Source organism: Algibacter pectinivorans (assembly GCF_900112595.1).
Lineage (GTDB): Bacteria > Bacteroidota > Bacteroidia > Flavobacteriales > Flavobacteriaceae > Algibacter_B > Algibacter_B pectinivorans.
In genome coordinates this window covers 304618-317375 of sequence record NZ_FOMI01000002.1, presented here as the reverse complement: position 1 = coordinate 317375, position 12758 = coordinate 304618, and the positions used below count along the sequence as shown (strand labels likewise).

At 32.7% G+C, this 12758-nt stretch carries 11 protein-coding genes and 1 tRNA gene; 8 read left to right on the top strand and 4 right to left on the bottom strand.

From position 1 onward, the window contains the following. Positions 1–59: 59 nt before the first annotated feature. Together BMY96_RS04085 and BMY96_RS04080 are read right to left on the bottom strand one after the other, a co-directional pair. On the bottom strand, positions 60–977 hold the full coding sequence (locus tag BMY96_RS04085) for a cation diffusion facilitator family transporter (RefSeq protein ID WP_092849435.1): 918 nt from the start codon (positions 975–977) through the stop codon (positions 60–62). Further along, on the bottom strand, positions 978–1412 hold the full coding sequence (locus BMY96_RS04080) for an RpiB/LacA/LacB family sugar-phosphate isomerase (RefSeq protein WP_092849432.1): 435 nt from the start codon (positions 1410–1412) through the stop codon (positions 978–980). It abuts the gene before it with no gap. Positions 1413–2102: 690 nt separating this feature from the next. Here BMY96_RS04080 and BMY96_RS04075 point away from each other — a divergent pair. The 5 genes from BMY96_RS04075 (at position 2103) to BMY96_RS04055 (ending at position 8171) form a co-directional block, all read left to right on the top strand. Next, positions 2103–3578 (top strand): T9SS type A sorting domain-containing protein, encoded by a 1476-nt coding sequence (locus BMY96_RS04075; RefSeq protein ID WP_092849428.1) that lies wholly within the window; start codon positions 2103–2105, stop codon positions 3576–3578. A 197-nt stretch (positions 3579–3775) separates the two neighbouring features. Then, positions 3776–5974 (top strand): ribonuclease R, encoded by a 2199-nt coding sequence (gene rnr / locus BMY96_RS04070; RefSeq protein ID WP_092849425.1) that lies wholly within the window; start codon positions 3776–3778, stop codon positions 5972–5974. A gap of 218 nt (positions 5975–6192) precedes the next feature. Continuing rightward, the gene (locus BMY96_RS04065; protein ID WP_092849422.1) at positions 6193–6486 is read left to right on the top strand and encodes a YbjQ family protein; all 294 of its coding nucleotides are present in this window, start codon (positions 6193–6195) and stop codon (positions 6484–6486) included. A 141-nt stretch (positions 6487–6627) separates the two neighbouring features. Continuing rightward, a complete protein-coding gene (locus tag BMY96_RS04060; protein WP_092849419.1) occupies positions 6628–7305 on the top strand; it encodes a head GIN domain-containing protein in 678 nt (225 codons plus the stop codon). Positions 7306–7493: 188 nt separating this feature from the next. Beyond that, positions 7494–8171 (top strand): LysE family translocator, encoded by a 678-nt coding sequence (locus tag BMY96_RS04055; RefSeq protein ID WP_092849416.1) that lies wholly within the window; start codon positions 7494–7496, stop codon positions 8169–8171. Positions 8172–8402: 231 nt separating this feature from the next. Here BMY96_RS04055 and BMY96_RS04050 read toward each other — a convergent pair. Together BMY96_RS04050 and folB are read right to left on the bottom strand one after the other, a co-directional pair. Then, a tRNA-Cys gene (locus BMY96_RS04050) sits at positions 8403–8473 on the bottom strand. A gap of 121 nt (positions 8474–8594) precedes the next feature. Next, positions 8595–8951 carry a dihydroneopterin aldolase gene (folB, locus tag BMY96_RS04045; RefSeq protein ID WP_092849413.1) on the bottom strand — a complete coding sequence of 119 codons (357 nt, stop codon included), beginning with the start codon at positions 8949–8951 and terminating at the stop codon, positions 8595–8597. A gap of 100 nt (positions 8952–9051) precedes the next feature. On the opposite strand from folB, the gene BMY96_RS04040 reads away from it, so the two are divergent. Genes BMY96_RS04040 through BMY96_RS04030 form a run of 3 tightly spaced genes read left to right on the top strand, consistent with a single transcriptional unit; the run spans position 9052 to position 12731 of the window. Further along, positions 9052–11049: a glutamine--tRNA ligase/YqeY domain fusion protein gene (locus BMY96_RS04040; protein WP_092849871.1), complete on the top strand. Its 1998-nt coding sequence runs from the start codon at positions 9052–9054 to the stop codon at positions 11047–11049. Between the two features lie 53 nt (positions 11050–11102). Next, positions 11103–12188 (top strand): TPM domain-containing protein, encoded by a 1086-nt coding sequence (locus tag BMY96_RS04035; RefSeq protein ID WP_245750536.1) that lies wholly within the window; start codon positions 11103–11105, stop codon positions 12186–12188. A 57-nt stretch (positions 12189–12245) separates the two neighbouring features. Continuing rightward, complete coding sequence (locus BMY96_RS04030) at positions 12246–12731, top strand: DUF1761 domain-containing protein (RefSeq protein WP_092849410.1); 486 nt, start codon at positions 12246–12248, stop codon at positions 12729–12731. Positions 12732–12758 lie beyond the last annotated feature (27 nt).

The window sequence follows — 12758 nt, the reverse complement described above, 5'->3', positions numbered from 1 at the left end:
TTGAGGGTTAATCTATAATTTTAAAAAAAAAAAAAGCAGATTCCTGCCTTCGCAGGAACTTAATCTTGAACAATAATATCCTTGGCATCATTTTTACCAAATTCTGGTTGAATATTTACATGATTAATATCGTATTTATCGAATACCAAATCTTCTATTTGATGTAAAATAGTATCAAATTGAGATAGGGTAATATCTTGATTAAAATCGATATGAGCTTCTAAATGAACCTCGTCTTCATTAAGTTGCCAAACATGCACATGATGTATACTTTTAACAGTTTCAAAAGCATTAATTTCTTCAACAATTTGTTTTATAGGAATAGTATCTGGTGTAAACAACATTAATACTTTGGTAGAATCTTTTAATAAATTAAATCCCATCCAAACTAAGTAAATTGCTATTGCAAAGGTTAATACACTATCTACCCAAAATAGCTGATAATACTTCATTAAAAGGCCGCCAATTAAAACAGCTACACTAGCCATCATATCTGTTAATAAATGCAAATAAGCACTTTTCATGTTCATGTTAGTATGCGCATCTTTTTTAAGTAAAAGCACACTAAAACCGTTCCCTAAAATAGCCACTAAAGACAACCATATTACTAAACCAGATTCAATTTTTTGAGGATCTTGAAATCGTTTTACGGCTTCAATAATTAATAAAATAGCTACTACAATTAAAGTGGCTGCATTAATAAAAGCGGCTAAAATTTCGGCACGTTTATACCCGAAAGTTTTTTGAAAAGAGGCCTTTTTTTTAGTTAAATTATTGGCTACATAACTAATAATTAATGAAATAACATCGCTAAAATTATGCAATGCATCACTTAATAAAGCTAAACTTCCAGAAATTAAACCACCAACAACCTGAGCTGCAGTAATAATAATATTTAAAAAAATAGATATAAGAAGGTTACGACCTTTTAAGTCGCTATGAACATGCGCGTGATTATGAGCATGATGGTGCTCCATTTAACAAGACAACGGAATTTTATCTATTCTGTTTTGGTGTCTGCCGCCTTCAAATTCAGTACTTAAAAAAGTTTCTACCATTTTTAAGGTTTGAGGTATAGCTGTAAACCTAGCAGGAATACATAATATGTTAGCATTATTGTGTTGTCTTATTAATTCTACTATTTCGTTTGTCCAACAAATACCAGCACGAATTTTTTGGTGTTTATTAGCCGTCATAGCTACACCATTTGCACTTCCACAAATTAAAATACCAAAATCTGCTTTGTTACTTTCAACATCGTTAGCAACTGGGTGTACAAAATCTGCGTAATCTACACTATCAAAAACATCGGTGCCATGGTTAATTACGTTGTAACCTTTAGTTTTTAAAAGTTCTATTATTGCAAATTTATAATCCGTACCTGCGTGGTCGTTTCCTATAGAAATAGTCATTATAATGTATATTGATTTTTATACGTACAAAGGTAGTAAATTATGGATTTAGATTATCTATTTACTTAACCTGTGTTATATAAACAAGTTACATTTACTAATTAATAAATGCGCGTAAAAACAAATATTTAAAATAAGGTATACTAATTAGAGTTATAAACAATGTGCACTATTATGTGCACGACATGTTAATAACTGTTAATTAGTTTTTAAAAGAAAAACATTGAATATCCAATAAATTTTACAATCCGTAACCTTTAGTTAACATGCAAATTAGTTAATGTAAATTTATAGTTAAGTTATAAGCACTTAATATGTAGTTGTTAGCCAAAAATTTTATAATACTTATTAAAAATTGTTGTTAATAGTTGTTATTAACAATTGTTAATAGAAATTATAAATAGCTTTAAATTTAAGGACTTAAGTATTTTAAAACTGTTCATTTCGTATCAACAAAATACTATAAGATATTTATCAAAGAAAAAACTAAAAAAGTTATACCGCTATTAACACACTATAATAACCACTATTTATTTTTTTAAATTTTAAAAGAAAAATGATAGTATATATATATATGTGGATAACTATCATTTTAAACTTTTTTTTAAAATTTAATTACTAAGATTTAAATATGTTTTGTAGTTAATTCTTTTATTTGCAAATATTTAATTAATCTAAGAAATTAAAAAAATGAGAAGTTTTTTCCTTTATTTGTTACTAGCTCCCTTATTCTCTTTCTCTCAAGAACAAATAGGTTCAGATATTAATGGAGAAGCACGTAACGATAAATCAGGTACTTCAGTTAGTTTATCTGCAGATGGTAGTATCGTTGCAATTGGTGCACCCGATAATCAAAGCGGATTAAATGCACATTCAGGTCATGTAAGGGTTTATAAATATGAATCTAATAGTTGGAGACAGATTGGTAAAGATATAGATGGAATTGGAAACACTGATTTTTCTGGGAAATCTGTTAGTTTATCTGCTAATGGAAATATAGTTGCTATTGGTGCAAACGGAAATAGAGATAATGGATGGGCTTCTGGCCATGTACGTGTCTTTGAATATAAAAATAATATTTGGACGCAAATAGGTGATAATATTAGTGGGGAAAGTGATAATGATCAGTCCGGCATTACCGTAAGTTTATCCGGAGACGGGAATATATTAGCTATAGGAGCATATTTAAATGATGGTAATGGTACAGATTCAGGACATGTTAGAGTTTATCAAAATATTTCAGGTTCATGGACACAAATAGGAACTGATATTGATGGTGAATTTAGGGGTGATCAATCAGGTTCTTCCTTAAGTCTGTCTTCAAATGGAAATGTATTAGCTATTGGTTCTATTATAAATAATGCTAGTGGTACAGAATCCGGACACGTTCGTATTTTTGAAAATAATTCGGGTGTTTGGACTCAAATAGGTAAAGATATTGATGGTGAAAACCCTTATGATAGTTTTGGTAGTTCTATAAGTTTATCTTCCGATGGCAAAATAATTGCAATTGGAGCTATTTATAATAATGGAAATGGTGAAAAATCAGGGAATGTAAGAGTTTTTGAAAATAACTTAGAAAACTGGATACAAATAGGAAACGATATAGTTGGTGAAAAAGCATTTAATAGATTTGGTTCTTCTGTTAGTTTATCTGAAGATGGTAAAATTATTGCAATTGGTGCAATAAAAAATGGAGATAATGGTATTAATTCCGGACATGTTCGTATGTATAAAAATATTTATGGTAGTTGGATACAAATAGGAAACGATATAGATGGTGAAAATTCTCAAGATAGCTCAGGTAGATCTATAAGTCTATCAGCAGATGGTAAAATTGTAGCTATCGGTGCCCCTTTGAATGATGCTAGAGGAGAAAATTCTGGTCATGTTCGAGTATATGATGTAAACTTAGACACTTTTTCATCTACAAGCATAAATCAAGACTATTTTTCATATTATCCAAACCCTGTAAAAAATGAGGTAAACCTAATCTTAAATAGTGGGTTAGAACTAAAACAAGTTAATATTTACAACATACAAAGTCAATATTTATTTTCTATAAAGGAATCAAAAATAGATGTTACCCATTTATCCAGTGGTATGTATTTATTCGAAGTTGAAACCAATCAAGGTAAATCGGCTAAAAAAATACTTATTGAATAGTATTAATTTCTTCAATATTTAAAAAAGGCTCACAGTAATTTTCGAGCCTTTTTTCATAAATTAATAGTAATAAAATATCCATTTAATATTAAAAACGTAGCTTTGTAAAAAGAAATAGCAAATTCTTCACATAAATAATGCTATTTAATAACAAAATTTCCAATACCTTAGGAAATAATAATGATTACAATAATTAAATGAGTAAAAAAAGAAAAGGAAAGTCCAAAAAGAATGGCATTTCCAACCTTACAAATACAATCTTAAGTATATTAAAAAAAGAAAGAAACCAAAGTTTTAACTACAAACAAATTGCTGCAAAACTTGGTGTAAACGATGCTAGTAGCAGAAATCAAATTATAAAAACACTGGCTAAACTTACGGCTCAACAAGAGTTAGAAGAAGTAGAACGCGGTAAATTTAAAGCAGTAGTAAATACAGAATATCACATTGGTACGCTAGATTTAGGCACTAAAGGAAACGGTTACGTTATTTGCGACGATTTTGAGGACGATGTCTTTATTGCATCCAATAATATTAATAAAGCTTTACATGGTGACGAAGTAGAATTCTACGCTTATAAACGTAAAAAACGTGGTAAATCGGAAGGCGAAATTACCAATATAATAAAACGTGCAAAATCAGAGTATGTGGGCGTTATTCAAATTCACGAAAAAAAGAATTTTGCTTTTGTAGTAGTAGATGGTAATAAAATGTACAAAGATATTTTTGTGCCAAATAACAAAATTAATAAGGCCGAAGATGGCGATAAAGTATTAGTCTTACTAGAAGATTGGCCAGAAAAATCAGATTCTCCAAACGGTAAAATTCTAAAAGTATTAGGTAAACCAGGTGAACACAATACCGAAATTCATGCTATTCTAGCCGAATACGGATTACCATTAGAATTCCCGCACGAGGTTGAAGAATTTGCAAATAACATAGATACTTCAATTACCGAAAAAGAAATAGCAAACCGTCGTGATATGCGTAAAGACTTAACTTTTACGATAGATCCTAAAGATGCTAAAGATTTTGATGATGCCTTATCTTTTGAAGTTCTAGATAACGGACTCTACGAAATAGGAATACATATTGCCGATGTATCACATTATTTACAAGAAGGCACTGTGCTTGACGATGAAGCTTACGAACGCGCCACCTCTGTATATTTAGTAGATCGTGTGGTACCTATGCTTCCAGAAGTATTATCAAACAATGCCTGTTCATTACGTCCACACGAGGAGAAATATACCTTTTCGGCAGTTTTTCAAATCAATGATAAAGCCGAAATTAAAAACCAATGGTTTGGTAGAACAGTAACGTATAGCGATGCTCGATATGCTTACGAGGAAGCTCAAGCAGTCATAGAATCTAAAACAAATACCATTCCTGCCGAAGTTTCATTAACAGGAAAAACATATCAAACCAATCAAAAATTAGCCGATGCCATCTTAAAAATGGACGAATTAGCTAAAATTATGAGAGGCAGACGTATGCGCGATGGCGCCATATCTTTCGATAAGGTAGAAGTAAAATTCAATTTAGATGAGCAAGCAAATCCGGTAGGTGTATTCTTTAAAACAAGTAAAGATGCCAATAAACTTATCGAGGAGTTTATGCTTTTAGCAAACCGAAAAGTATCCGAATTTGTTGGTAAACAAGATCCTAAAAAAACCTTTGTATACCGGGTTCACGACGAGCCAGACGATAGTAAATTAGCCTCATTACAAAATGTAGTAGGGCGTTTTGGTTACAAACTTAATTTTAAAGACCGTAAAAGCACAACCGCATCTTTAAACAATTTATTAAAAGAAGTAAACGGTAAAAAAGAACAAAACCTAGTCGATACTTTAACTATTCGTAGCATGAGTAAAGCCGAATATACCACGCATAACATTGGGCATTACGGTTTAGCATTTAATTATTATAGCCACTTTACATCGCCCATACGTCGTTATCCAGATGTTATGGCTCATAGGTTATTACAACATTATTTAGATGGCGGGAAATCGGCAAACGAAGACGTTTACGAAGAGAAATGCAACCACTCCAGTAATATGGAAAATTTAGCAACAAAAGCCGAACGCGATTCTATTAAATACATGCAAATTCGCTTTATGGAAGATCATAAAGACGAAGATTTTGTGGGTGTAATAACCGGCGTTACCGATTGGGGTATCTATGTAGAAATTATAAGCAACAAATGCGAAGGTATGGTAAGCGTTCGCGACATGAAGGACGATCATTACGCCTTCGATCAAGATCTATACGCTATGGTGGGTAAAAACAACGGTTTGGTATATCAATTAGGCGACGAGGTAATCGTAAAAGTAAAAAACACCGATTTAGTTAAAAAACACCTCGATTTTAACCTATTAGGAAAACCACAACAATAATATTTTTATAACAATTTGAGGCGCCTGCTTGCCGGAAAGGTTAGTTACTATATGGGTCGGGCTTTAGTTCGTTAGTTTTCATTATAAATTAATGAACTCATGAATGTAAACATTTCGGCAGTCGCTTTTTTGTGTTGCATACGTGCAACAACACAAAAAGAGCTTCAACAAAGCCTCAATCCCTAACGCGAGCAACGTGTATAAACAAAATAGAAATCATGATATTAACAACAACACATTCAATAGAGGGTTTTAAAATTAACGATTACTTAGGTATCGTAACAGGTGTATCAAGTGTTATTAAAACATCCTTTTCATTTAAAACCGAAAAAAACAATGCTTTAATGTCCGAGGTTATTAATAAAGCCAAAGAAGAAGCATTTCAAAATTTAAAAGAGCATGCTTCAAATTTAAAAGCCAATGCGGTTGTAGGCATTCAATTAGATATGGAAACCGAAGCTGGATCCTATTTTTTTATATCTGTTACAGGAACCGCAGTAAACGTTTTGTAAAACTTTTAGTTACATCCAGGTTTTGTTATTAATTGTAAAAGCGAAGCAGCCTTAATGCTTTAATTATAAAATTTTCATAAAGTAAATAACTTATGGAATAAATCTTGATAGTTTTGCGTTAAACAAAAAACAATAACACGCATGAAAACCTTAATAAAAGTAATTGTACTGTTTGTAACAACGGTGTGTTTAGCACAAAACCCAATAGAAAAAACCGTTGGAGAGTTTGGCGAATTAAAAGTTTACGATTTAATAGAGGTAGAACTTATCAAATCAGATATCAATAAAGTTTCTATTACCGGAAAAAACGCTGCCGATGTTTTAGTAAATAATAAAAACGGTACCTTAAAAATAAAAATGAAGCTTGAAGAAGCTTTTGATGGTAATAACACTAAAGTAAAATTATATTACACCAATTTAGATGTTATCGATGCTAACGAAGGTGCAAAAGTACATTCTAATGATGTTATTGAGCAATTCGAAATAGATTTAAACGCGCAAGAAGGTGCAAGTATCGATGTAAAAGTCGATGTTAAATATACTAATGTGCGTGCCGTTACTGGAGGTTCTGTTATAGCATCGGGTAAATCAAATAAGCAGAATATTTCTATTTATACAGGAGGTATTTACAATGGTAAAGACTTAACTACTAATGTTTCCGAAGTGTCTATTAGAGCAGCTGGCGAAGCTCAAGTAAATGCAACCAAAAAAGTAATAGCTAAAGTTAGAGCTGGTGGCGAAATTTTAATTTACGGAAACCCAGAAGAAATTGAAGAAAGTAAAATTTTAGGTGGTCGTATTACTAAAGCTGAAGAATAATTTATGCTAAAAGCACATTAAAAAAATACACAAAAAACCTTCTATTTAGAAGGTTTTTAGCTTTTATAACTAGTTTTTATATGTGTTATTTACTAAACCTTTATTTATTCTACATTTAAAACTATGTACTTAGTTAATTCATAAGTTTTAAATTATTTGTTTCTTTGTATAGAAATCCTTTCACCACTATGCTAGACGATATTTTAACAGCTATTCCTTTTGGTATTATACTGGCCTTTACCATTGGCCCAGTATTTTTTGTGCTGTTAGAAACCAGTGCAACAAAAGGTTTTCGTAGTGCGTTAATATTCGATTTAGGTGTTATTCTTGCCGATATTATTTTCATTGTAATAGCATTTTACAGCACCAATAACCTAAGAGGAAAAATAGGAAACGACCCCAGTTTTTTAATCTTTGGTGGTGTTTTATTAATGGTATACGGTTTTATTTCATTTATAAAAACATCAAAATCATTTCGATCAATTGTTAAGGAATATCATAAAGTTGAAATAAAAAAAGGCTACGGAAAGCTATTTATTAAAGGCTTTCTACTTAATTTTATAAATATTGGTGTACTGTTAGGTTGGCTGGGGTTTATTGTTTTAGGAGACTCCTTAACAAACTCGGAGCATGGCGATATTATTTTTATTGCTTCTATGTTGGCCTCCTATTTTGTGGCAGATTTAGTTAAAATTCTAGTCGCAAAAAAGCTTAAGGCAAAATTAACACCACGTCTTATTTTTAAAACCAAAAAAATTATCGCCATTGTAATACTTGGTTTCGGAATATTATTGTTTGTCCAAGGACTTTTCCCAGAAGCTTACGAGAAAAACAAAGAGAAGTTAGAGCAAATTAGCCCTATATAAGATACGTTTTCAGAGTAAGCTTAAAGCCAGTAAAGTATTTTGGGCGCCTGCCTGCAGGTAGGCAGGTTACCACACCCTTCGTCTATTTTCAGGGCAGGCGTTGGGCTTTCCACTGCAATCCCTAACGCGGTTTAGTACGTAATTAAAACTATTAGCATACAAATCAAGTTAGTTTTTCCAAAAAAACACTTTATAACAAAAAAACCTCCAAGTAAAACTTGAAGGTTCTTGAGGCGTCGAGCGGATTCGAACCGCTGTACAAGGTTTTGCAGACCTCTGCCTAGCCACTCGGCCACGACGCCATTATATTTAAATTTTATAGAAATAATTTAACTACCTCATTTTAAGTAGTGTTTAACATTTCTGCAAAATTCTGATGCAAAAGTATAAAAAAAAGTGAGTTTACAATAGTTAAAATGATATTTAACGTTTTTCTGACATTTTTATTGTCACTTTTGCTACATCTCCACCAATAGGAGGATTTAGTTTACTTACCCAAACAGTTGCTTTTTTAACTAGGCTGTCTTCACTAAAGATACGACTTAATATTCGTTTTGCAACGGTTTCAAGTAACTGAGATGGAATGGCCATTTCCTCTTTTATAATGCGGTTTAAAAAAACATAGTCAACGGTATCACTAAGTTTATCTGTTTTTGCAGATTCTTGTAAATTTGCTTTCACCTCTAAATCAACACGGTAATCGCTTCCAATTTTGGTTTCTTCTTTTAAACAACCATGGTGGGCAAATACTCTAATATTTTCAACTTTTATAATTCCCATTGTCACACAATTTAAGTCATCAAAATTACCTAATTTTGTACAATATTTTTGTTTAATGGGTTTGTTTTTATTGAGCTATACCCAAAGCGTAACATATTTTATGTCTGAAGAAAGAAAATCACTCAATTTTATTGAGCAAATTATAGAAGAAGATTTAGCCAACGGAATGTCTAAAAACAGTCTTCGTTTTCGTTTTCCGCCAGAGCCAAATGGGTATTTACATATTGGGCACACTAAAGCTATAGGTATTAGTTTTGGTTTAGGCGAATATTATAACGCACCGGTAAACCTTCGTTTCGACGATACTAATCCGGCTAAAGAAGAGCAGGAATATGTAGATGCTATAAAGGAAGATGTGGCTTGGTTAGGCTATAAGTGGGATAAAGAATTATTTTCTTCCGATTATTTTCAACAATTGTACGATTGGGCTGTTTATTTAATAAAAGAAGGTAAAGCCTATGTCGATTCGCAATCTAGCGAAGCCATGGCAGAACAAAAGGGTACGCCAACACAACCAGGTGTTGATGGGCCGTATAGAAATAGAACTGTAGCCGAAAATTTAGAGTTGTTCGAGCGTATGAAAGCAGGCGAGTTTAACGAAGGCGAGCACATACTACGAGCCAAAATAGACATGCAACATGCTAATATGCTAATGCGCGATCCTATTATGTATCGTGTTTTAAAGAAACATCACCATAGAACGGCTAACGATTGGTGTATTTACCCAATGTACGATTGGACTCATGGAGAAAGCGATTATTTAGAGCAAATTTCACATTCGCTTTGTTCTTTAGAGTTTAAGCCTCACAGAGAGCTTTACGATTGGTTCTTGGATCAAGTTGTCGAGGAAGATAAATTAAGGCCTAAACAACGTGAATTTGCCCGTTTAAACCTAAGTTATACCATAATGAGTAAACGTAAGTTGCTTAAATTGGTTGAAGATGGCGTTGTAAACGGTTGGGACGATCCTAGAATGCCTACCATTTCTGGATTACGACGCAGAGGTTACACTCCAAATGCTATTCGAAAATTTGTAGAAACCGTTGGTGTGGCCAAACGTGAAAATATTATTGATGTGTCGCTATTAGAGTTTTGTATTCGCGAAGATTTAAATAAAACAGCACCACGTGTTATGGCTGTTTTAAACCCTGTTAAATTGGTAATTACCAATTATCCGGAGGATAAAGTGGAGTGGTTGGATGCAGAAAATAACCAAGAAGATGATAGTGCTGGCTTTAGAAAAGTACCGTTTTCTCGCGAATTATATATTGAAAAAGAAGATTTTAAGGAAGAAGCCGGAAACAAATTTTTTAGATTAAAATTAGGAGGCGAAGTACGACTTAAAAACGCTTATATTATTAAGGCTGAAAGTGTTGTGAAAGATGCTAGTGGCGAGGTAACAGAGATACATTGTACCTATTCTGAAGATACCGAACGTAAAATAAAAGGCACATTACATTGGGTGTCTATTGCGCATGCTTTAAAAGCTGAAGTTAGAGAATATGACAGGTTGTTTAACGACGAGGCTCCAGATAGTCATGCCGACAAAGATTTTATGGATTTTGTAAATCCTAATTCGCTAAAAATTATAGAAGCTTTTGTAGAACCTAGTTTAACTGAGGCTAAGGTAGGAGACAGGTTTCAGTTTCAACGTTTAGGGTATTTTAATGTGGATAACGATTCGGCTTCAGATAAATTAGTGTTTAACAAAACTGTTGGTTTACGAGATACTTGGGCTAAAGTTAAACCACAGCAAAACACGAATCAAAATCAACAAAAACAACCACAACAAAACAACAGACCAGCTATAGAGCAAATAAAGTCTTATGGTAAAAAGTATGATAGATTACCAGAAGATAAGCAAGCTGAAGCAAAGGCAGATATTCAAGAACTAGCCAAAAGCGTAAGTTATGATGAGGTTGAACCATTATTTAACACATCGGTTAAAAAATCTGGAACACGTATAATAACCATGATTACGCTTGGTGTTTTGTTAGAAAATGGCTTAGAGAAAAACGAGGTTATCAATGCTTTTATCTCTAAAGCTATGGAAGATAAGAATGCGCTGTTGGTTCAAGAAGCTAAGGCAGTTTCCTAATAATTTTTTTAGACCTGTTTGTTTTTAAATAAGCAGGTCTTCTATGTTATAATTTGATTAAACTAAAACTAATATTCTTCTTTCTTGTCATTTGTATTCAAAATTCAAATGCACAGGTAAAATACCCTATTTTAACCGAAATAGTAACGGATAATGCGGCTCTTTTCCGCGAAAGCGAAACCTTAGAACTTAGACAAAAGTTAACGGCTTACGAAACCGAAACGTCTCATCAAATTGTGGTTTTAACCATTAATAATTTAGGGAATAATACAGTTGAAGGTTATGCTTACCACGTGTTTAATACCAACAAGTTAGGGCAGAAAAATAAGGACAATGGTCTTTTAATTTTAATTTCGAAAACCGACAGAAAGTTTAGAATTGAGGTTGGTAAAGGCTTAGAACCAATAATTACCGATGCTTTTGCGTCTAGAATTATTAGTAAGATAATGAGACCTAAGTTCAAAGAAGGGCTTTTTTATGAGGGTGTCGATCTTGGAACTTCAGAAATTATTAAGCTTATTAACGACCCTAAATATCGCGATGAGTTTGCCCAAGTTATTGAAGATGAAGGTAAAATACCTTTATGGGTAAAAATTTTATTAGGCCTTTTTTTAACCTTGTTTTTGGGTATTTTTATTGGTGTTGGTAGTGCCTTGTTCTACTCTGGTTTTAAGCGATTAATTAATTTGTTTAGGGGTTTAATTACTGGAAAAGTAAGCGTTTTAATGTTTCCTGTTTACATGATTCATTCGGTATTAGCAATTGTTTTTAGTCTGCCATTTATTATTATGCCTTTGTTTTTTGCAGGTTTAATGATAGGCTCACAGATGGATAGCGATTTTCAATTTGATCCGTTTAAATATGTCGACAACGCATCGTTTATTAATATAACTAATGCAGTGGCTTTTGCAGCTTTAATCTTTGTAGTTATACCTTTAGGTATAGCCTATTTTACACGCTCTAAAACGCGTTATCAGCCTATTAAATTTTCACTTTTAAAAAGTAATAAAGCGTTTATTAGCAAAAACTTTTCTTCTAGTGGTACAAGCTCCAGTAGGTCGTATTCTAGCAGTAGTAGCAGTAGTTTTTCTGGCGGTGGCGGAAGTTCTGGTGGCGGTGGAGCAAGTGGTAGTTGGTAGCTTTGTAATTGCTATTTATTTTTTTGTACATTTAACTACTAACTAAATTTTTTAATTATGGATTTTCTAAATTTTCCGGCAATTTTGGTTGCCGCTGTTTCAGCATTAGTTGTTGGCTTTATTTGGTATAACCCAAAAGTATTTGGAAACGCTTGGATGCAAGCAGCAGGTTTAACCGAAGAGCAATTAAAAGGTGCTAATATGGCTAAGATTTTTATTCTAGCCTTTATTTTTGCCTTTTTATTAGCTATGACCATGATGCAAATGAGTATTCATCAAACGGGTGCTTTAAGCTTAATAGGTGGCGACGCTAGTAAAGCATTACCATCGTATACTGCGTTTATGGCCGATTATGGCGATGCTTTTAGAACTTTTAAACACGGCGCTTTACATGGTACAATGGCTGGAATTTTTGTGGCACTACCCATAATAGGCACTAATGCTTTATTTGAACGTAAAGGTGCTAAATACATTTTTATAAATAGTGGCTATTGGATTGTAACGTTAGGTGTAATGGGAGCTATTGTTTGCGGATGGAAATAATATTAATGTAATGTTTTAATACATGTA